General features: G+C 50.3%; 12 protein-coding genes. 2 read left to right on the top strand and 10 right to left on the bottom strand.

Going from position 1 to position 22,016, the window contains the following annotated elements; genetic code table 11:
- Positions 1 to 60: 60 nt before the first annotated feature.
- The 6 genes from nifJ to nhaC form a co-directional block, all read right to left on the bottom strand.
- The gene (gene nifJ, locus ACXAGQ_RS01890; RefSeq protein WP_475251341.1) at positions 61 to 3,633 is read right to left on the bottom strand and encodes a pyruvate:ferredoxin (flavodoxin) oxidoreductase; all 3,573 of its coding nucleotides are present in this window, start codon (positions 3,631 to 3,633) and stop codon (positions 61 to 63) included.
- A 142-nt stretch (positions 3,634 to 3,775) separates the two neighbouring features.
- The gene (hcp, locus tag ACXAGQ_RS01885; RefSeq protein WP_475251339.1) at positions 3,776 to 5,125 is read right to left on the bottom strand and encodes a hydroxylamine reductase; all 1,350 of its coding nucleotides are present in this window, start codon (positions 5,123 to 5,125) and stop codon (positions 3,776 to 3,778) included.
- A gap of 443 nt (positions 5,126 to 5,568) precedes the next feature.
- Complete coding sequence (locus ACXAGQ_RS01880) at positions 5,569 to 6,690, bottom strand: M20 family metallopeptidase (RefSeq protein ID WP_475251337.1); 1,122 nt, start codon at positions 6,688 to 6,690, stop codon at positions 5,569 to 5,571.
- Between the two features lie 80 nt (positions 6,691 to 6,770).
- A complete protein-coding gene (locus ACXAGQ_RS01875) occupies positions 6,771 to 7,235 on the bottom strand; it encodes a YjiG family protein (protein ID WP_107298624.1) in 465 nt (154 codons plus the stop codon).
- On the bottom strand, positions 7,235 to 7,954 hold the full coding sequence (locus ACXAGQ_RS01870; RefSeq protein ID WP_475251335.1) for a nucleoside recognition domain-containing protein: 720 nt from the start codon (positions 7,952 to 7,954) through the stop codon (positions 7,235 to 7,237). The genes ACXAGQ_RS01875 and ACXAGQ_RS01870 overlap by 1 nt, the downstream gene beginning before the upstream one ends.
- A 496-nt stretch (positions 7,955 to 8,450) precedes the next feature.
- Complete coding sequence (gene nhaC / locus ACXAGQ_RS01865) at positions 8,451 to 9,899, bottom strand: Na+/H+ antiporter NhaC (RefSeq protein WP_475251333.1); 1,449 nt, start codon at positions 9,897 to 9,899, stop codon at positions 8,451 to 8,453.
- A gap of 822 nt (positions 9,900 to 10,721) precedes the next feature.
- Here nhaC and asd point away from each other — a divergent pair.
- Positions 10,722 to 11,840 (top strand): aspartate-semialdehyde dehydrogenase, encoded by a 1,119-nt coding sequence (gene asd, locus ACXAGQ_RS01860; protein WP_170114905.1) that lies wholly within the window; start codon positions 10,722 to 10,724, stop codon positions 11,838 to 11,840.
- A 60-nt stretch (positions 11,841 to 11,900) separates the two neighbouring features.
- Here asd and ACXAGQ_RS01855 read toward each other — a convergent pair whose 3' ends face one another.
- From ACXAGQ_RS01855 to sodB, 3 genes are all read right to left on the bottom strand, one after another.
- A complete protein-coding gene (locus ACXAGQ_RS01855) occupies positions 11,901 to 14,990 on the bottom strand; it encodes an efflux RND transporter permease subunit (RefSeq protein ID WP_475251331.1) in 3,090 nt (1,029 codons plus the stop codon).
- On the bottom strand, positions 14,990 to 16,096 hold the full coding sequence (locus tag ACXAGQ_RS01850; RefSeq protein ID WP_475251329.1) for an efflux RND transporter periplasmic adaptor subunit: 1,107 nt from the start codon (positions 16,094 to 16,096) through the stop codon (positions 14,990 to 14,992). Before ACXAGQ_RS01850 ends, ACXAGQ_RS01855 begins: the two co-directional genes overlap by 1 nt.
- A 230-nt stretch (positions 16,097 to 16,326) precedes the next feature.
- On the bottom strand, positions 16,327 to 16,911 hold the full coding sequence (gene sodB, locus ACXAGQ_RS01845; protein ID WP_039456908.1) for a superoxide dismutase [Fe]: 585 nt from the start codon (positions 16,909 to 16,911) through the stop codon (positions 16,327 to 16,329).
- 298 nt (positions 16,912 to 17,209) lie between these two features.
- On the opposite strand from sodB, the gene ACXAGQ_RS01840 reads away from it, so the two are divergent.
- Positions 17,210 to 17,548 carry a Grx4 family monothiol glutaredoxin gene (locus tag ACXAGQ_RS01840; protein ID WP_475251327.1) on the top strand — a complete coding sequence of 113 codons (339 nt, stop codon included), beginning with the start codon at positions 17,210 to 17,212 and terminating at the stop codon, positions 17,546 to 17,548.
- A 140-nt stretch (positions 17,549 to 17,688) separates the two neighbouring features.
- On the opposite strand, the gene ACXAGQ_RS01835 is transcribed toward ACXAGQ_RS01840, so the two are convergent.
- The gene (locus ACXAGQ_RS01835; protein ID WP_475251325.1) at positions 17,689 to 21,960 is read right to left on the bottom strand and encodes a transporter substrate-binding domain-containing protein; all 4,272 of its coding nucleotides are present in this window, start codon (positions 21,958 to 21,960) and stop codon (positions 17,689 to 17,691) included.
- Positions 21,961 to 22,016: the final 56 nt, after the last annotated feature.

Here is a 22,016-nt window from a genome sequence, read left to right as displayed (position 1 = left end):
GCTGGCCGCCGGGGGATTGATCGGCCAGCCGCTTTGTAATGCGGTTTGAAATAAACAGGGTTAATTGTTTGTGTCTTTCGCCGGTTTCCACTGTGCTAGCTGTTCAAGCAGCTGGTGTTTGTGGTTAACCTGTTGGTGAAGGCGGCTGAGGTTCTGCTCGTAGCGCTGCGGATCTTTGCGCTTGATTTGGGTGAAGCGTGCTTCACGGCCAATCAGTTCCTCGATGTCTTTCTTAGCTGGTTTTGAGTCCATCTGCAGCGCGGCACGGCCTTTGGCAACCCGGCGCGGGTCAAAGCGGAACAGCGGCCATAGGCCAGAATCGACCAAGAGTTGCTGATGCTCGACGCCTTCTGCCATGTCAAAGCCATGGGTAATGCAAGGTGAGTAAGCAATCACCAAAGATGGGCCAGGGTAAGCTTCTGCTTCCTGCAGGGCCTTGATGGTCTGGTTCATGTTGGCACCCAAAGCGATCTTGGCGATGTAGACATTGCCATGCATCATCATGTTAAGCGCCAAGTCTTTGCCTTGGCTGGTTTTGCCCTGGGTGGCGAATTTGGCGAACGCGCCGGTTGGCGTCGCTTTTGACTGCTGGCCACCGGTATTGGAATATCCCTGGGTGTCCATGACGAGTACGTTGACGTTATCGCCGCCGGCAAGGACATGATCCAAGCCGCCATAACCGATGTCATAGGCCCAGCCGTCACCACCAACTATCCAGTTGCTTTTCGCCACCAAGTCATCGGCACAAGCATCAAGCTGGCGCATTGAATAAGGCAGGGCGGCACGCAGACGGGTAAGGTTGCCACGTTGGCGGACCACGGCTGCTTCGCTGCTGTCAAAGGCATCCACGCGGATCTGCTCAATTAGCTCTGCCGGAATAATATCGCGCGCGGTATCAAGCAGCGTTAGGGCATTGTTGCGCTTGCTGTCTAGTGCCAAGCGCATGCCCAAACCGAACTCGGCGTTGTCTTCGAACAGCGAGTTAGCCCAAGCCGGGCCACGTCCATCACTGTTAACAGCATACGGTGTGGTTGGTAAGTTACCGCCATAGATTGACGAACAGCCAGTTGCATTGGCGATCAGCAAGCGGTCACCGAATAGCTGGGTAAGCAATTTGACATAGGAAGTCTCGCCGCAACCCGAGCAGGCGCCAGAATATTCGAACAATGGCTGTAGAAGTTGGCTGGTACGGGCATCGAGACGTTTGATATCAATGCGCTCCACTTCAGGCAGTTGCAGGAAGTACTCGTAGTTTGCGCTCTGCTGTTCAATGACTTGCTGTTTCGGCACCATATTGATGGCCTTGCGGGCTGGGTTGTCTTTGTCACTGGCAGGGCATGCAGTGGTGCACAGGTTACAGCCGGTGCAGTCCATAGGTGACACTTGCAAGGTATAGGCCTGGCCTTTGAAGTCACGCTGTTTGTAGTCGGTATGCTTGAAACCGTCAGGGGCATCGATCAGTTCGCCCGGGGATACGGTTTTAGCGCGGATAGCTGCATGTGGGCACACCAAGGTACAGATATTACATTGGGTACACAGATCTTCTTCCCAGACTGGCACTTCCTGGGCAATGTTACGCTTTTCCCACTGGGTCGTGGCTGTCGGCCAACAGCCATCAACGGGGAAGGCACTGACTGGTAATTGATCGCCTTTGTCAGCCATCATCATGGCGCTGACACGCTTGACCAAATCCGGTGCATTTTCACTGACTACCGGTGGACGACGGAAAATACTGGTGACTTCATCCGGAATAACGATTACCTGCAGATGGGCAACGGCGGCATCCACCGCGGCATGGTTGGCTTTAACAATCGCCGGGCCACGTTTGCTATAGCTTTTCTCAATGGCGGTTTTGAGCTGAGCGAGTGCGTCTTCAAGAGGCATTAAGTTGCTAAGGGCAAAGAAACCGGCCTGCATAATGGTGTTGATACGGTTTTTCAGCCCCAGTTCACGGGCAAGTTTGACAGCATCAATCACATACAGCTTCAACTGGCGGCCAATGATTACCTGCTGCACTTCCCGTGGCAGGTGTTGCCAGACACTGTCGGCATCATGGGGGCTGTTGATGAGCAAGGTTGCTTTAGGCGCTGCTTTCTCGAACATTTCAAGTTTGTTGATGAACTGGAACTGATGGCAGGCAATAAAATCAGCCTGCTCAATCAGGTAGGGAGCTTCTACGGCTTGTGGGTCAATGCGCAGGTGCGAGGTGGTGATCCCGCCAGATTTTTTCGAGTCGTAGACAAAATACCCCTGGGTGTGCAGCGGGGTATTTTCACCGAGGATCTTGATGGTGTTCTTGTTGGCACTGACCGTCCCGTCGGCTCCCAAACCATAAAACAGTGCACGCAATCGTCCTGCCGGCTCAATGTCGATAGCTGTTGGCTGAGGAAGCGATAAGTGGGTGATGTCATCGACGATCCCCACGGTAAACGGATGCTTGATCTGATTTTCCAGCATGGCGTTGAAAATGCCAGCCGCATGCGATGGGGTAAATTCTTTGGAAGACAGGCCATAGCGACCACCGACAATCGCAGGCATGTGCGGGAATTGCTGGTTGGCAACGGCCTGCTGCAAGGCAGCCATGACATCCAAGTAAAGTGGTTCGCCCAAGGCACCCGGCTCTTTGGTGCGATCCAGCACTGCGATACGTGCCACCGACGTCGGTAATACTGCAATCAGATGTGATAGCGAGAACGGGCGGTACAAGTGAACAGTAACAACACCGACTTTTTGGCCGAGGGCTAGCTGGTGGTCAACGGCTTGCTTCACAGTCGATGAAGCCGAGCCCATTACCACGATCACATCATCAGCTTGTGGATGACCGTAGTAGTCAAACGGGCGATACTCACGACCTGTCAGTTCGGCAAACTGGGCCATTTTCGCTGCGACGATATCAGGGCAGGCTTGATAGAACAGGTTTGAAGCTTCGCGGGCCTGGAAGAAGGTATCTGGGTTTTGGGCGGTTCCGCGGATACTCGGGGCATCTGGAGTCAGGCCGCGTTCACGGAAGGCGTTGACCTGCTCGTTGTCTACCATGGCATGTAACGTCTCGTCATCAATCACTTTGATTTTGTTGATTTCATGCGAGGTACGGAAGCCATCGAAGAAGTGCATGAAGGGGACACGGCTTTCCAATGTGGCTGCTTGGCAGATCAGCGCAAAGTCATGGGCTTGCTGCACACTGCCAGCGGCCAGCATGGCAAAGCCTGTCTGGCGAACTGCCATCACATCTGAGTGATCACCGAAAATGGACAAAGCATGGGTTGCAAGGGTACGGGCGGCAACATGCATAACGAACGGAGTCAGCTCGCCTGCAATCTTGTACATGTTAGGGATTTTGAGCAGCAACCCCTGCGATGAGGTAAAGGTGGTCGACATCGCGCCAGCCATCAGGGCGCCATGCACGGCACCGGCGGCACCGCCTTCGGATTGCATTTCAATAACCCGAGGGACCTGGCCCCAGATATTTTCCTTTTGCTGCGATTCCCATGTCTCGCACGCTTCCGACATCGGGGAAGACGGGGTGATAGGGTAGATACCGATCACTTCATTACAGCGGTAAGCGACTGATGCGGCGGCTTCATTGCCGTCCATGGTGACAAACTGCGATTGGCTTTGTTGATGAGTAGACATGACTGGCTCCAATGGGCAAGCCCTGTTTAACAGGTGCAGGTAATCGACACAGGCAAACATGTTGCTGTGTTATTGTTTTAATTAAGGGTGGGCCGACCCCTAGTGGGTAGCAGAGGGCCGGCCCGAGGGCATGGTTGCCGTATTACACTTCAACCACGTCTAGCTGTGGCTGAGGGTTCAGCATGCGAGCCAAATCTTCTTTGGCGTTGCCAGTCAGCTGCAGGTTGAACTGCTGCTGCAGGAAGGCGAAGATATCTTCGTTAACAAACTCTGGCGGGTTAGGGCCAAGGTAGATGTTCTGGATACCCAGGTTGAACAGTGCCAGCAGGATCAATACCGCTTTTTGCTCCATCCATGACAGAACGATGTTTACTGGAAGATCGTTCACAGGCACGCCCATCGCATCGCTTAAGGCTAGTGCGATCATCACCGCACCGTAGCTGTCGTTACATTGGCCGAGGTCTAGGTAACGCGGGATCTCTGTGCCCGGAACGGTACCGAAGTCATGGTCGTTGAAACGGAACTTACCGCACGAAGATGTCAGAATAATGCAATCGTCCGGGATCGACAGGGCTAACTCGCGGAAGTAGTCATTAGGTTTACCAGGCTTGTCACAACCGGCAACAACGAAGAACTGCTTGATATTGCCTTCGTTCACCGCTTCAAGGATCTGCGGAGCCAAACCAAGAATCGTCTTGTAGTTGTGGCCAGTCATCAGGGTTTCTTCGCTTTCGAAACCTTCGATGTCCGGCAGGCTTAGTGTCTGCTCGATCAATGGACCGAAATCGTCCTCAAGCTGGCGACAGTTATCGATACCCACAATGCCGTAGCTGTACAGGCGGTCTGCATAATCAGCACGGCCTGTTGGCGGTACAATACAGTTGGTGGTAACGATGATAGTACCGTTCCACTTCTGGAACAGTTGCTTTTGGTCGAACCAAGCTTTACCGATATTACCCTTAAGGTGGCTGTACTTACGCAGCTCAGGATAGCCGTGGGCAGGTAGCATTTCTGAGTGGGTATAGATATTAATGCCTTTGCCCTCGGTGGCAATCAGCAAGCGCTCTAGTAGCTCAAGGTCGTGACCGGTAACCAGGATGCCTTTACCTTCCGCTTTGTTCTGCGGCACACATACAGGAGTAGGGATCCCTAAGCGGCCATGGTGGGCTTCACCGAGGCGAGACATCATCTCGCTACCGGCACCACCGATCTTCATTAGCTGTTCGATATGCTGATCGAAGCTGAAGTTAACGTTAGTCAGCGTGAAGTATAGGGTTTCGGCAATCACGTCATCGACTGATTTGGTGTCTGCACCCAGATCATCGGCATGAGTACGGTAGGCAGAGAGGCCCTTCAGGCCGAAAATCATAATATCTTGCAGGCGGGAAAGGTTTTCGTCTTTACCACAAGTGCCTTGGGTTTTTCCCGTGCTACCACAGCCGCCAGTCTGGGCCATAGAGCATTGGTGACAGAACATTGCTAAGTTCGACATTATTGCATTCCTTTAAAGGTGTATTTATATTGCAACTTATGAGGCGAGGATAGAGGCAAAGCGCAGTAACGTCATTGATCAAGATCAGTTTTGCTAAAAACATCCATATAAAATACCACTTATGTGGACTAGATAGGATAATTGTATCGAATTGTATTGATTGAGCTTGCGCTATTGAACGGTGTTTTGTATGCCTGTAGCCTATCGCATCTCGCTCAGCTATATGGATTTGTTATGGCTACCTCTATGAAAGTAAAGGCACAACTTGCTCAGGCGCACTTAGCCAAGGTGCGGAAGAAATATCTAGAGGCTTACCAAGCAGATGAAAAGAACCGGATGCGGTCAAAGGGATAAGCCGGAGGGAGTTGCTCAGAATGCAAACAGAGCAGAATGAAAAAGGGCGCCGATGCGCCCTTTTGTCTAAAATGGTGAGTTAGTTTTGATTAATCCGCGATTTTAGCCAGTACTTTTTTCAGTAGCTGGATACGAGGCTCGATAGTCTCAAGCTCAAGGTACTCGTCAGCACTGTGGAAACCGGCACCGGCCGGGCCAAGGCCGTCTAGTGTCGGGATACCAAGTACCGCAGTCAGGTTAGCGTCAGAACCGCCGCCTACTTCTTGCCAAGTAATGTCGATACCTAGCTCTTTGCCTGACTCTTCAACCAACGCCATCAGCGCTTCTGTTTTCTCAGAAGGAACCATCGATGGTTTGTGCGCTTCGCGGTCAATAGTGATCGCAACACCGTCAACGAATGGCGTTTCTGCCATCGCACGGATCTTCGAATCGGCAGCAGCGTATTCGTCGTTGTCCCAGAAACGAACGTCAACCACAGCTTCAGCGTGGTCAGGAACGATGTTGGCACCTGCGCCACCTTTAACAACACCGACGTTCAGGGTAGTGCCGCTTTCGAAGTTAGTCAGCTCGTTAATAGCTAGGATCCAGTTGGCCATTTCAGTGATAGCACTGCGGCCGTTTTGTGGTTCGTTACCTGCGTGTGCTGCTTTACCAGCGAAAGTCATGCGGTAGCGAGCCATACCCTTACGGGCTTTTACCAAAGAGCCGTCTGCACGGGCAGCTTCTGCTACCAATACATTTTTCGCGTTAACTGCAACGCTCTTCAGCCATTTTTCTGAGTGTAGCGAACCGATTTCTTCATCTGGGTTCATGCATACACAGATAGACAGCTTGTCCAGGGTTTCCTTGTCCATTTCACGCAGGGCGTAAACAACGTTCAACAGGCCAGATTTCATGTCAGAAACGCCAGGACCGTAGGCACGCTTGTCATCAAACGTCATTGGGCGAGCAGCAACAGTGCCAACAGGGAAAACCGTATCCATGTGGCCGATTAGCATTACGTCAATCTGCTCTGCTTCAGGCTTGTTGCGGACTTCAAGGCCAGTACCGGCAATGCCACAGTCAATGCGCTTAACATTCCAGCCCAGATCAACGTATTTTTGCTCCATCTGGTTGGCAATAACTTCAATGCCTTCTTTGGTTAGCGTACCGCAGTCAACATCGATCAGCGGGCGTAGTTCTTCCAAGTAATCTTGCAGTGAGAAACTCATATTAGCTCCTGAGAGAAACCCTGTAGGGTATGAATAGCGACAGGAAAAAGGGGGCAATACGCCCCCTTAAAGGGAGTGATTTACACTAGGATGTTCATCACGAACATCGCAACGAATGCATTCAGAACAGAGATTGCAACCATCACTGGGATGTGGCGGCCTTCTGTGCCGATAACACCTAGGATACGGCCAAGGTACTGAACCTGAGAGCCCATTAGGTAGATAGCAGGGGCTAGGATAGCGATGTGGTTACCGTCAAGGATACCCGCGTCAAATAGGGTGATTACCACACCCACTGCACCACCCATAGACATCCAAGCACCGATAAGTACGGCTGCTGCTTCACCCGGTAGGCCGAAGATGCCCATGATAGGTGAGAACAGAACGCCCATTGCGTCTAGTGCACCGGTTAGCGAAAGTACTTTGATGATCACGAAAGCCATCAGTACGTTTGGAATCGTTGAGCTGGTAGAGATTGCCCAGCCTTTCTTCGCGCCTTCTACGAAGATGTCAGTAACCATTGGTTTTTTAGTTGCTTGAGACATTATGCGGTCTCCTTCTCAGTAGAAACGTTGTTTTTCTTGTCAGTGGCTTTTAGGTATAGGCGGAAGATGTTCGCGCCAACAATCTTCATCACGAACATGATGACGACTGCCAAACCGATTGAAGAGGTTACTGCGTTGCTGCCGTCAGCGTAGGTTAGGGTGAATAGCACCGCACCTGAAGAGAAGAAGTTAACAATGGTTGCACCGGCAGAGAACTGGAACATCGCGAATACATCGGTTTCACGCTGAGTGATGTGGCCGCCTTCCTGAAGCTGGCGAGTCATTGATGCGCCTGAGTCAGTGTTCTGCAGAGAAGCGATTAGCGCCAGGCCGGTATCGCCTGGTAGGCCAACTAGCGGACGTAGTAGTGGAGTCAGTAGCTTACGTGCTGCGTCAAGGGCACCGTAGTGCTCAAGAACGTTGATCATACCCAGTGCGAACATAACAGTAGGTACAAGTGTTAGGGCGAATAGGAAGCCGTCACGTGCACCGCTACCGCCAGTACCGCGCATAGTGGTTTGCGTGACTTCGATGGCACCGTCTGCCGTAGCAGTTACTGTGTTCGCCATTGTACCGAAAGAACCGTTCAGGGTGTTGAAATCAAATACACCGTACCACTCGTTGGTTTGTAGTAGACCTGAAAAGAACACAAAAGCGAACGCTAGGGCAATGTATGCACCTATCGTTACCTTTTGGTTTTTCTCTGCTGGATTGCTCATATGTAACCTCTTAGGAATCAAAAAGGCCGATTGGCCAAAATAAGGAATCTGTAACAATTCTTCACAGCTCTTCACTGCAAATTGAGCTGTTACACAGCCCTCAAAATAAGAAACGAGGTCATTGTCCCTGATTTATGGGGGAAATAATTGACGGGGGTCAATATGTGCTACTGAATGCTAATCCAAACGGGTTAATGGCTGGTATTTGTGATCATGATCTACATTAATATCTCATTCACATATTTTAATATCGTTCATGGATGTTTTGAAGCATGATTAATTGTTTTTTTATTATTAATTAACCATTTTCAAGTTGTGCTTTGTATGTTTATTTTGATGGTTTCTGTGCTTTCAGGAATGATAAATGTGGGTGTTAAGAGGGCTTAGTTAGTATAAGTTCAATTAATATTTGTTTACAACTATATTGTTGACTCCGGGATAAGAAAGAGCGCCATAGGGCGCTCTTTGAAGTCTTTATAAGTGGCAGTTATGCAAATTATGCGGTTTGTTGCTGTCCTTGAGTGGATGGCAGTGCTGCATCATCAGCCTCTTCGCTTGCTGCTGTTGGTGGGCAGCGGTCAACGAACCAACCCATGTAGGAAGAAACAATGGTGACGATGATACACACGAAGCTCAACCACATGAACGGTGCGTAGGAGAAGGTCGCGACACCCAGAATGCTCGCCATGTAGATACCGTTATCACTCCACGGCACCATGCCGGAAGTCAGGGTACCGCCGAACTCTGCATTACGTGATAGGTTCTTACGCTGGTAGCCAAGGCGGTCGTAGTTCTTGGCACAGATTTTTGGTGTCAGGATCAGTGATACGTACATTGCAGAGCCGAAAACGTTACCTAGGAAGGCGGTAGCAATCGTTGATACCGATAGGCTACCCGCTGAGTTAACGCGTTTCTCGAAGATCTTGGCAATAGTCTGCAATACACCGACTTTGTCCAGTAGGCCACCAAAGCCAAGGCCGAAGATGATAACAGCGACTGAGCCCAGCATGGACGACATACCGCCACGATTGAGGATGGCATCGATGAAATCAACACCCGAATCGATGGAGAAAGGTGCCCAGGCAGTATTAAAGGCAACGAGTGGGTCCATATCCTGAACCATAACCGCCCATACGATACCCAGCAATGAACCTAGCGAAATAACTGGGAAGGAAGGCAGGCGCAAAGCCAGAAGGGCAAGCACAATGATCACCGGAACAAACGAGAATGGCGAGATTACGAACTGCTTGTCCATGGCCAGGATAACAGACTCAACCTGAGACATATCGACATTGCCGGCGTAGTGAATGCCAACACCAGTAAACAGTATACCGGTAATGATGTAGCTGATCAGGGCAATCGGCAGCATGCCTTTGATATGCTCAACAACTTCTACATTCGACATCGATGAAGCCAGAATCACCGAGTCTGATAGCGGTGATAGTTTGTCACCGAAGTAACAGCCAGACAGGACTGCACCGGCTGTCATTGGCGCAGGAATACCAAGACCCTGACCGATCCCCATCATTGCGATACCGGCAGTACCTGCCGCCCCCCAAGAGGTACCCGTTGCCAGCGCTGTCATCGAACAGATCAGCATTGTCGCCAGCAGGAAGATGGATGGGTGGATAGCCTTGAGGCCATAATAAATGATGGTTGGCACAATACCACCGGCAATCCAGGTTCCGACGAGGGCACCGACTGCCAGTAGGATTAGGACAGCACCTAAGCCGTTGGCAATGCCTTTGGTCGCTGCTGTTTCCAGCGATTTGTAATCATGACCAAGCTTGATGCCCAGTGCGATGATCACGAACCAGCCGATGTAAAGCGCAAGCTGGATAGGTAAATCGAGTTTCGCAGTAAAAGAGAAAGCCAGCGCAAGAAAAATACCGAGAGCGATAAAGACCTGAGTCAGCGACGGTAGTTTTACAGTCTGTTTGTTCATACTTCTAACCTTGTAAGTTCGAGCCTGTAAATTGTGAATAGCCTTAGGACAGGAAATATCGGTCCTAAGGGATTATTTTCTAATAGTTTTGATGACCTGATAGGTCTGCTAAAGGGTACTAGCATTGATTCGCCGCTACTCTAGCGGATAGCTTTCGAGCTCACGATAGAAAATGTCTCTAGATGTGATCTCATCCAAAATGAAGTTGTAACCCTTTAAAAAAGCACATTTGTATTTTGAATTATTGTTAATTTTGCGTGCTTAATTTGTGTTTTGTTTGTTTTTTGACTGTTCTTTCATGTTGTTTCCATTTGTGTGATTCCATTAATAGATAGATGATACCACCGCAATTGGGGTGGTATTCTAGAATTAAGCGTTGTGCTTGCGAGTTTTGGTAGGTTATCAATGTGTGGCGAAATGATCAAAATAAGTGATAGTGGAAGTTAGCTGTGACTTAACTGATTTTTCATCTTTTGGTCTTGTTTTTGAACATTTTGTTGGCTTCTGTCTGCTCTTTGTTCGGTTTTTGGTTGTGTTCTAGCCCGAAATTTCACCAAAAATAATGTGGGGATTTAGCATTCTGTGCTGACGGGTGTAATAAATATCGGCGGTTTTGTTTACAGGGTGGTGATTTTTTTTACAGGATTTTTGCAACTTATGCTTGAGTTTCGTTGCTGAAATTACTATAGATGGGGGTCTGCCTGTCGCTATAACTATCGCGGGTTAACTGGGGTTAGGTCTTACCAGTAGGGGCCTTTCCATGCCATATATTAAACGCGATAGTTATACCGATAGAACAATGAATCAGGGAGTGTAGTGCACATGATGAAAGTAGGATTAGTGGGTTGGCGAGGCATGGTGGGCTCTGTCCTGATGCAACGTATGGTAGAAGAAGGTGATTTCAACGTGATTGAGCCTGTATTCTTCTCTACGTCCCAAGTGGGGATCCCAGCTCCGAATTTTGGTAAGGATGCCGGTGTCCTTCATGATGCGTTTGATATTGAGCGCTTGAAACAGTTGGACGCGATTGTCACCTGCCAAGGCGGTGGCTATACCGAGAAAGTTTACCCAGCACTACGCCAAGCAGGCTGGAAAGGGTATTGGATTGATGCGGCTTCTACTCTGCGCATGAAGGAAGAGTCGATCATTGCCCTTGATCCGGTCAACTACGAGCAAATGAAACAGGGTCTGCATAATGGTGTAAGTACCTTTGCCGGCGGTAACTGTACGGTTAGCTTGATGCTGATGGCTGTAGGTGGCTTGTACCAAGCAGGTTTGGTTGAGTGGATGACATCGCAAACTTACCAGGCTGCCTCTGGTGCGGGAGCGAAAAACATGCGTGAGCTGATCAGCCAGATGGGTGTGATCAACGATGCGGTGTCTAGTGAGCTGGCTGACCCTTCAACGTCCATTTTGGATATCGACCGTAAAGTTGCGGAAACCATGCGATCTGAAGACTTCCCAGCTTCTGAGTTCGGTGCGCCGCTTGCGGGTTCATTGATCCCTTGGATTGATGTGAAGCGTGAAAATGGCCAGAGCAAGGAAGAGTGGAAAGGCTCGGTAGAAACCAACAAGATCTTGGGCTTGGATAATAATCCAATTCCAATCGATGGTACCTGTGTGCGTATCGGTGCAATGCGCTGCCACAGCCAGGCGCTGACACTGAAGCTGAAGAAAGCCGTACCGATGGATGAAGTCGAAGAGATCATCGCATCGCACAATGACTGGGTTAAAGTGATCCCGAACGACCGTGATGTGACTGTCCAAGAGCTTAGCCCAACGAAGGTAACAGGGACGCTGTCTGTTCCTGTCGGTCGCCTGCGTAAACTGGCAATGGGTGATGATTACCTCAATGCGTTTACTGTTGGTGATCAGCTATTGTGGGGTGCGGCAGAGCCACTGCGTCGTACACTGCGTATTATCTTGGCTGAAAAGCAATAAGAATCTGATTTATTAGAAACAAGGCCTGCATGATGCAGGCCTTTTTTATTGGTGGGATTGTTAGTTTGCTGGGGCCTGTCGTTGACGGCGCCAAATCGCGAGAACATCTTTCTCTTTCAACTTAGCCATTGCCACATAGGCTACAGGCACCACGAATAGTGAGAAGAATGTACCTGCGACTAAGCCACCAACCAGCACCAGACCGATGTTCACCCGCCCTAGAGAGCCAGGACCGTCGGCAAAGGCCAGTGGCAGCGAGCCGAGGATCATGGTGAGCGAGGTCATCAAGATTGGGCGCAGACGAGAGCGGGCACTCTCCAACGCCGCTTTGATGGCGCAGGCACCCTGGCGTCGCTGCTCGTTGGCAAATTCAACCAGCAAGATGCCATGCTTGGTTACGAGGCCAACCAATGTCAGCAATCCGATCTTCGAGTAGATATTCAAGCTCTGATCAAACATTGCCAAGGTTAGTAACGCACCCACGATACACAGAGGGACCGTCAGCATGATAACTAGCGGATCGATGAAGCTCTCGAACTGCGCAGCCAGGATCAGATAAACAAAGATCAGGGCTAGCAAGAAGAGTAACTGGGTACCAGCTTGGGAATCATCCAACAGTTTGACCGTGCCATTGAAGTCGTAGCCTTGGGCACTGCTGAGCAAGGAAGGAACTTCTTGATCAATGTAAGCCTTGATATCGCTGGCCGTATAGCCGGGCATTAAATCTGCGGTGATTTCAGCACTGTCTTTGCCCATGAAGGTCTTGAAGCTCGATTCCGCCGTGGTTTGTTTGATAGTGACAAACTGCGACAACGGCAGGCTCTGACCTGAGTCTGAGCTGACATAGAGCTTATCAAGTACGTTAAAGCTTCCGAGATCCCGGCGGTTTACCTGTACCTGGATAGGGTAGGTGAAGCCATCATCTGCCTGCAAGTCTGCCGCTTTGACCGAGCCGAGGAAGGTTGATAGGGCATTGGTGACATCGTTGTAACTGACGCCCGACAAAATAATCGCGTTACGGTCAATTTCCAGATCATAGGTTAACTGATCACGCAGGGTTGAGTTCTTAACGTTGGTCACCCCCGGGTACTGCTCTAGTAGTTTAGTCACTTGCTCAGCGGTTTTCGCCAAAGTATCAGTATCACGATCGACCGTTGTCAGTTCCAACACTAGATTCGTTGCGATGCCAAGGTTATCCGCAGAGCGCACGGCGAACGACATGTCGTAGGCTGAAACCGTACGGTTAGCCTTTTCAGTAAGGCTTGCTATGACCTCATCCGCTGTTTGCTGACGCTCCCCCCAAGGCTTGAGTAATACATGGTTGGTTGGCGTACCTTCAATGTATGACAAGTTGGCTTCGATAGCGCGTTGGCCAGCCATCGCACTGTTGAGTTCATCATTATGCGAAAGGTGGTACTGGCGGCCGACACCGGTCGGGGCGGTTGAGGTGACTTCGATGAAACCGGAGTCTTCAGTTGGCAACAGTACCTGCGGCATTTTGATGAAGGCAAACCCAGACAACACTAACAGAAGGCATGACAACCCTGCCATGACTGCCTTGCGGTTAAACCACTTTTCAAGTTCAAGGGTGTACCTGTCGGCCAAGCGGTTGAGCTGGTGGTCGATGCGGGCAAACCACTTTGGGTGTTGCTCTGTTGGCTTGATTAAATAAGCGCTCATCATCGGCGACAAGGTAAGGGCGACCACCCCCGAGATGATCACTGCCGCTGCTAGGGTAAAAGCAAACTGACGAAAGAGATCAGGCGTTAGTCCGGACATCAGCCCGATCGGCAGGTAAACCACGGCCAGGGTGAGTGTCATCGCAATCACCGGGAAGATGATTTCCTTGCTGCCTTTCAAGGCGGCATTGAATGGTGTTTCCCCTTGTTCGATATGGCGGTAGCAGTTTTCTACCACCACAATGGCATCATCGACCACCAAACCAATGGCGAGGATAATCGCAAGGATAGTCAGGACGTTGATGCTAAAGCCAAGCATTGCCATCACGGAAAACACACCGATCACGCATACTGGGATGGTAATGATCGGCACCGAGGCAACGCGAAACGAGCCGAGAAACAACATGACTACGATAGACACCAATATTACCGCTTCAACCAAGGTAGCAAAGCCTTCATTAATAGCAGATTCGATGAAGTCGGCTTGGTTGTAAACCATCTTCATCTCGATACCGTCAGGGAGCTTACTTTGCATCGATTCGATAGCAGCCTTGACCCGCTCGGCGACGACGACGGGGTTTTCTGTTTTTAGTGGTAGAACCTGCAACGACATGGCTTGATTACCATTCACCGTGAGCAAGCTCGGGGTCAGGCTTTCTTCGCCCATGACAACATCGGCAATGTCTTTGACCCGGATGATCTGACCATTATCAACCCGGATGACGAGTTCTTGCACATCTTGCAGCGAAGTGACTTGGCTCACAGGGTTAATCGAGAAGTCTCGAGCTTCACCTTTGATGGTTCCGGCAGTGAAAGTACTGTTGTAGGTGCTCAGTGTGCCGACGACATCAGCGGTTTTGATGTTAAGCGCTTTCATACGCTCCGGTTTGAGCCATACCCGCACGGCTTTCGAAGAGCCCCCATATGGCCCCCAGACACTGCCCACTCCTTGAATGTGACGGAATTGCGGCACAAGCTGTTGGCTGATGTAGTCATACATCTCCTGCTGCTCAAGGCCACCAGTGTTGACGAATGTGATGACGTTACTGGTGGTGCTGGTATCTGACGAATTATCCGTTACCGTTGGCTTGTCGGTCATACTCGGTGGAAAATCACCAATCGTTTCGACACTGCTGCGTAACTTGTTCATCAGGTTGGTGTATTCAACATCATCGACATCATCGCTGAAGTTGATTTTCAGGGTACAGCTACCTTCAACACAGTCGGTGGTCATGGTATCGACACTGTCGAGGCCTGTTGCGGCATCAATCAGTTTATCGGCGACGTTACGAGACATGAACTCGGCACTGGCACCGGTGATATTGGCACTGACGGTCGCGGTCGCGGTTTGATGCTCCGGGAAGTATTGGATGGCCAGCTTCTGGAATGACAAGACCCCCAAGAGTACGACGGCGATACTCAGTACAGAAGCAAAAACCGGATGGCGGATACAAACTTCAGGCAAGCGCATTATCCGGCCTCCTTGTTGGTAACGTCTCCGGCATTATTTACCGATTTTGACAGGTTTTTTTCAGGCTGCTGGGAGGAGAGCACATTAACAGAGCTCTCATCTGTGAGCTTTTGCTGGCCAGTGGTAACGACCTTCTCTCCTTTTTCCAGGCCATTGGTGATCACAACGTAACCATCATTGGTATTGGCACCCAGCTCAACCTCTCGGCGCTCGGGCTTGTTCCCCTCTATGACCCAGATATACCGCTGCTCGTCATTGGCCAGCACGGCATTTTGCGGGATGACCAGTAGAGGCTTGCCTCGTTGCAACTGCTGGCTGACATTGGCAAACATGCCCGGTGCCAGGATCAGCTGTTGATTCTCGATAGTGGCATGTACCTCAACTCGGCCTGAGCTTTCATCGACGGCGGGAGCGATATAACTCACTTCACCGGTGAAAGTCTGTTTTGGATAGGCGGATACTGTCACATTCACTGTCTGGCCGATTTGTGCCATGCCGAGATCTTCCTGGCTGATGGCATAGGTCACGCTAACTGGGTCTAGCTTGTATAAGCTGACCAGGGCACTAGAGGCGTCGATATGGCTACCGATTGAGTGGGTAAAGGTGGTAAGCCGACCATCGAATGGGGCAACGATGGTGTAGTCTTTCAGGGTTGCTTCTTGCTGGCGGAAATCAGCAGCGGCGAGATTGACCTCTTCTTGCAGCTCGTCGACATCCTGGGGCGATAGCGCATCAGGCTGCTTGGCGAGTAGATCACGGGTGCGCTGAAGTTTAGTTTTAGCCAAATTCAGAGTGCTACGGGCTTTATCCAGATCGGCTTTGGCTTTGGTGTTATCGAGTTCGGCGATAACATCGCCTTTTTTTACCGCATCACCATCGCTGAAGGCGATTTTTTCAATCTTCGCCCCGGCACTGAAAGTGAGGCTGGCGTTATCAAGTGCCGTGATCTTTCCTACCTCCTCGATTTTTTGCGCGATATGCCGGGTGGATACCGGCTCCACGGTAACCGGAACCGCTGAAGGCTCAACATCATTGGCTAACACCATCGCAGGGGCTAGGCAAAGGAAAGAAGTGGCAATCTTTTTGCAGGCTGAATGTCTGGTCATAGGAGTATCTTCTTGCTGAATACCCCCGCATTTTTACTTTCATCTGTTCAGCGAATTGTCAGGAAAGCGTCAATCAACTCTATGAAATACCTATATTTTATATTTTTTATAGTTTTTTTAGAGAGCTTGGGATGACGCTGGGTTTTGGAATGCTGTTAGATATTAGAGGCATAAAAAAACGCCTGCATCAGCAGGCGTTTCAATTCGATATAGGGGGAGTTTTAGCGCGATTAAGCTGCTAGGTTCTTCGCTACGAAGTCCCAGTTAACCAGTGCCCAGAAACCGTTCATGTAGTCTGGACGTAGGTTGCGGTAATCGATGTAGTAAGCGTGTTCCCACAGGTCAACAGTTAGAAGAGGAGTCACACCTTCTTCTGTTAGTGGAGTGCCAGCGTTAGACGTGTTAACGATGTCTAGAGAGCCGTCAGCTTTCTTAACAAGCCAAGTCCAAGAAGAACCAAAGTTGTTGATTGCTGAATCAGTGAACTTCGCTTTGAACGCTTCGAAAGAGCCGAATGCTGCGTTGATTGCTTCTGCAACTTCACCTGTTGGTTCGCCGCCAGCGTTTGGTGCTAGGCAGTGCCAGTAGAAAGTGTGGTTCCAGATCTGAGCTGCATTGTTGAATACACCACCAGTTGAAGTCTTAACGATCTCTTCTAGTGATTTTTCTTCTAGCTCAGTACCTTCGATAAGACCGTTTAGCTTAACCACGTATGTGTTGTGGTGTTTGCCGTGGTGGTACTCAAGAGTTTCTTGAGAGATGTGTGGCTCAAGAGCATTTTTTTCGTAAGGTAGAGCTGGTAGTTCGAATGCCATTGCTCGATTCTCCATTTTGGTTAAGGGGCGTTTCCCTTGACATTGCTTCCAGTCGGCTAGGGCCAACTTATTATTTGAAACTGACTATTGTCACTGAATTACTATACCGCGAGGTATGGGTCTAAATTGTGACGGTGAAATCATTTTAGCAAGTTTTTTCTTTATTAAAAGATCTGAAGAGCAAAAAGAGGTGAAAAATAATATCCTTACTTTCTTTAGGCATTTTTTTCCTGCGCGTGACCAAGTAGAATGATGTCTGAGATAGTCAACTTATAAAGCAAAGTCGTAAGAGGAAGCTATGGAAACCATCGACAAAATTAAACAGCAGATTTCTGAAAACGCAATTCTGTTGTACATGAAAGGCTCACCAAAACTGCCAAGCTGTGGTTTTTCTTCTCAGGCGTCGCAAGCGCTAATGGCGTGTGGTGAAAAGTTTGCATATGTCGATATCCTGCAAAACCCTGATATCCGTGCTGAGCTTCCAGCCTACGCACAATGGCCGACTTTCCCTCAGCTATGGATTGAAGGTGAGCTAATCGGTGGCTGTGACATCATCCTTGAGATGTTCCAGAAAGGTGAGCTACAGCCAATGATCAAAGAAGCGGCTGAGCGTCGTGACGGCGAAGCTGCAGAATAATCGCCTGCAATAAACCTGGTGGACACCATGTTCACTGGTTAAGCGACTGGTAGATTAGGCTGAGCCAAAAGCTAACAGAAGCTTTAGCAAAACACCCCGGGAAATTGCTTTCTCGGGGTGTTTTCGTTTTAGGGGCATGGCTACAACAGCTCGCTGAGCAATCTTAACTTCTCAATGGAAGGTTGCGCCTGTTCGATATTCTCGCTATTGGCGTGTTGTTCTATATCAGCCAAGGGCTCTGCTAGCGCTTCACATTCCAGCATCTTTGAGGCTCCCTTCATTCTGTGGGCAATATCGGCGGCTAGGCGTTGATCTTGTTGAGCCAGTGCCGTTTCCAATAGTGCGAGATCATGCTGGTGGGTTTGCTTGAACTCAGCAATCAACTTCTCGGCCAGCTCCCGGTCATTGAACATGCCGACAAGCTTTTGCCTGTCTAAAAGGCTTGAGCCGTTAAGGTTCTCATCCGTGACAGTTGGTTCTGTTACCGCCTCGGACAACACGGAATTGTCTGTATAGCTCGCTTCACCGAAGCTATGTTCATTGCCGAAACTGTGTCTATCAGAACTGGGCTCACCGCCGTTAAGGGCATCAGAAATGTCGCCAAACAAGGCACCAAAATCATCGGCTAGGAAGCCGGTGTCTGGCTGAACCTCAAGCTCCGGAGAGGTGGGGGCAATGTTATGCTGAGCCTCTTTGGCTGGGAGCCAGCGTTCAATGAGGCCTTTGAGCTGTTCAATGGAAACGGGTTTGACCACGAAGTCGCTCATGCCGGCATCAAAACACCGGCCATCTTCCCCCTGAACCGCGTTGGCGGTTAGCGCAACGATCGGGAGCCCTTCATGCAAACACGTATTGGCAATCGTCACCCCTACCGTTGACGTCAATCTTGCCATCATGCCCTCATTGCTCTCTTCATATTGTTCAAATTGAGTATAAAGATCGTAGGCTTGTTGTTCTTTTTGGCGAATAGTCGCCGCAAGGTTATACCCATCCATTTCCGGCATATGGCAATCAGAAAGCAGTAACCCGTATTTATGCTTTTCAAGCGCTTGCAAAGCTTGGATCCCGTTGTCGACAATGTCGGCAACCACGCCTAGCTTTTCTAGCTGTTTGGCGATCACTTGTTGGTTTATCGGGTGGTCCTCGGCGACCTGGATTAAACGGCCTGCCAACTCAGCCTGTTCGCGGGTTTCTGCCTCTTCCTGGTGCTGTGGGCTATGGTCGGAGTGGAACGAGCCCGGTGTGATCTGCTGGGTCATGACATGCCGCAAATTATCAGGGAAAAGCGGATTGACCGACAGGCACCAGTGTTCATCCATGGGCTCCGGCGACAGCATCGGGTTTTGATTAATGATGATGACTTTGGAGGCCGGGGAGTGCCGCTTGAACCAATTTGCTGACAATGCCAGCTGTTGCCATAGGGATAGGGTCAGGAAGACGTAGCTAGGCTGAGATTTACGTATTTTCTCACAAGCAGAAGATGGGCTATCAAGGGTGACTAACTCTGGCTCGACGCTATGGCTCTCGAGGTAATGACATAGTTCTTCCCGTTGCAAGAAATAGCCAAATACCACGGCACTCTGCTGCCCGGCAAACAGGCTTGGTTTGGTTTCCTCTTTGGCAACCACTGGCAGCGGAAGAGTGACACTAAAGGTACTGCCTTTGCCTTCTTCGCTATCTAGGTGGATGCTACCGTTCATTTGCTCTACCAGCTTGCGGGCAATCGCCAACCCGAGGCCAGTGCCGCCAAATTGCCGGCTAGTGGATTGGTCCGCTTGGGCAAATGGCTGGAAAAGCGCCTTTTGCTTTTCTTTTGAAATCCCAATCCCGCTGTCTTTGACGCTGAACCGGACAGTTTGAATGTGTTGGCCTGTACCATCTTCATGATTGTCCAAGATATCAATAGCAAGGGAGATGGTGCCCTGCTGGGTGAATTTTATGGCGTTGTTGAGGAAGTTGTTCAATACCTGCTGCAGGCGAATGTCATCGAGGTAATGGTAAGAGGCCAGGGTAGGGTCTTGCCAGTAATGGAACGCCAACGACTTTTGCTGGGCGTGGATCGACTGGGGCTGGATGATCCGGGCCAGGACATTGCCAAGCTCAACCTCTGTTGGGTTTAGGTCTAACTTGCCGGCTTCTATTTTGGAAAAATCCAATACGTCGTTGACGATATGCAGCATATTCCTTGCCGACTGGGTGAGCCCCCCATGCAGGTTGCGGGTTTCTTCGTTAAGCGGTTGGTCTGCCATCAGCTCGAGCAGGCCGAGAATGCCACTGATCGGGGTACGCACTTCGTGGCTGATGGTCGCGAGGAATTGGGATTTCGCCTCGGTGGCGCTTTCCGCTCTCTGCCGGGCACTCTCGAGTGCCAGCTGCTGCTGTTTGAGCAGAGATATATCGGTGATGACGGTATTCCAGTAAAAGCCGCCATGTTCACTGGGGGTGATTCGGCTCTTGAACTGCACCCACATCGGGGTGGATGTGGACGTTGTAATGGCTTGTTCATGATCCCAATGACCCTGTTGGCAGGCATTGAGCATGCTTTGTTCCAGCTCGCCAATGTTACTAATTTCCATTTTATCAAACAGTGAACGGGGAGCTTGAAATAGCTGGCTTGATGAAACATTTAGCAGATCACGAATACTGGCACTGACAAAGGTGAACTGGAATTGCAGCGGCTTAGCGGGATCGGGCTGGATATGCTGTAGCACGATGCCATCGAGGTTATCGGCTAGATGCTGGAGGCGCAGTTCGGCATTTTTTGCCCGTAGCTCAGCTGCTTTGCGTTGCAAGATTTCCTTGGCCATCTTGCGGTTCCAGCCAATGATGCTGGCTATAACGACGATACCCAGGGTTGAAATGAGCCCGGCCCATTTGGCGACTTCCATCGGGGCTAGGCCTTCTTGGTAATCAAAGGTAAGCCATTGGTGCTCTAACCTTGAATAATCGTCTTGAGGAATAGAGGCCAGGGCCTTGTTGATTATATTCAACAGGATAGGGTGGCGGTAGTTGACCGCAAAACGCAAAGGTACCAAGTTGTCTGGCAAGATCTGGCCTTGCATCCGAAACTGCCCGATATAGTCACTTTGCAGCAGCGGGGAAGCGTGGTGCAGTGATGTGAGGACTTGGTCGATATCCCCGGCTTGCAACGCCTTAAAGGCCGTTTTCTGGTCGGGGTAATCGACCGCACTGCAACCCTTGCACAGTTCTGGTAGCAAACTCTCCCCAGCGGTACCGTTGATGATACCTACCTCCGAGCTGTCTTGGCTGAGTATCTGCACGTAGGCGGAATCGGCATTGCCGAAGAGTACCCAAGGCTCATCGACATACGGGGTGGAAAAATGCATTTGCAGGGCGTCTTCGGGGGTTTCTGCCAACGCTGACAACATCATGATATCGCCATCGATAAAGGCTTCTCGCAACTCGCTGTACGAAGGCTTTGAAATGATGTCGAATTTTATCCCTAGCTCATTGGCAATGATCTTCAGTAGATCGGCAGTGAGCCCAGCGTGGTGTGCTTGCTCGCTGATGAAATCATAAGGCTCCCAGTCACGGTGGACACCAATGGAGATGGTCGGGTTGGCTTCGAGCCAACTGCGCTCCTCCTGGCTCAAGTTGAGATTACCGAAATGGGCAAACATATTGAGTTGATCGGGCGTCAGCCATTGGTTGTAGATGGCTTTGAGGCGGTCAGCTTTAATGTCTTCTAACGCAAAGTTGATTCGGTTGAGCAGCCGGTGCTTGCCTTTCTGGGTTGAGAAATGGAGGTGATTGGTGGGTAAGTCGGGCAAGATGGACAAAGTTAGCTGTTTGTCACCATGTTGCTTGATCAAGTTTGACAGTACGACAGCATCGCCGATATAGCCTTTTGCCTCTTTATCCAAAATGCTTGAGAGGGCCACCGCGCTATCTGGTACGGGGCGGAGCTGAGCCCAGGGCAAAATGGCCGGTAGCAGCTCCTGCAAGGCGAAGCCCTGCTCGATAGCGATAACTTCGCTGTCGAGTTCATGGTAGTGATTAATGGGCTTGTTCAGGGTCACTACGCCCCGGCGCAGGGAAAAAATCGGCTCACTAAACGACATAAACTCCTGCCGCTTTGAGGTCGATGTTACCCCTGCCAGCAGATCCAAATCACCCGCCTTGAACGCATTGGTCACATCCTCAAATGTCGGGTAGAAGACCACCTGATAGTCAAAATCAGCGAGGTGGGAAACCTGCTGGAGCACATCCATCAGCAGCCCGCTGTAACTTTGTGGGCTAGCAGGGAGCCCCTTGGCTGAGATATGCTGTTCGAGTTCTTCATCAAGATAAACGTAAGGTGGAAAGTTAAACCCCGGAAAACCGACTCGAATCAGCGGCCTGGGTTCATTAATTGAGCTAGCCTCAGTGCTAGGATCCAGTCCTGGTGCCACTTGAGCTGCCTGTATATTGAATATTGATAAGAACAACCAAACGGTAAAAATGGCTC

It is taken from the genome of Photobacterium sp. ABD4_091, assembly GCF_056160145.1.
This window is presented reverse-complemented; position numbering and strand designations above follow the sequence as displayed.

Coding starts and splice junctions, on each gene's coding strand:
- sodB (WP_039456908.1), bottom strand. CDS start 16,911: ATGGCATTCGAACTACCAGCTCTACCTTACGAAAAAAATGCTCTTGAG.
- ACXAGQ_RS01870 (WP_475251335.1), bottom strand. CDS start 7,954: ATGAGCAATCCAGCAGAGAAAAACCAAAAGGTAACGATAGGTGCATAC.
- ACXAGQ_RS01880 (WP_475251337.1), bottom strand. CDS start 6,690: ATGAGTTTCTCACTGCAAGATTACTTGGAAGAACTACGCCCGCTGATC.
- nifJ (WP_475251341.1), bottom strand. CDS start 3,633: ATGTCTACTCATCAACAAAGCCAATCGCAGTTTGTCACCATGGACGGC.
- ACXAGQ_RS01850 (WP_475251329.1), bottom strand. CDS start 16,096: ATGACCAGACATTCAGCCTGCAAAAAGATTGCCACTTCTTTCCTTTGC.
- asd (WP_170114905.1), top strand. CDS start 10,722: ATGATGAAAGTAGGATTAGTGGGTTGGCGAGGCATGGTGGGCTCTGTC.
- hcp (WP_475251339.1), bottom strand. CDS start 5,125: ATGTCGAACTTAGCAATGTTCTGTCACCAATGCTCTATGGCCCAGACT.
- nhaC (WP_475251333.1), bottom strand. CDS start 9,899: ATGAACAAACAGACTGTAAAACTACCGTCGCTGACTCAGGTCTTTATC.
- ACXAGQ_RS01855 (WP_475251331.1), bottom strand. CDS start 14,990: ATGCGCTTGCCTGAAGTTTGTATCCGCCATCCGGTTTTTGCTTCTGTA.
- ACXAGQ_RS01875 (WP_107298624.1), bottom strand. CDS start 7,235: ATGTCTCAAGCAACTAAAAAACCAATGGTTACTGACATCTTCGTAGAA.
- ACXAGQ_RS01840 (WP_475251327.1), top strand. CDS start 17,210: ATGGAAACCATCGACAAAATTAAACAGCAGATTTCTGAAAACGCAATT.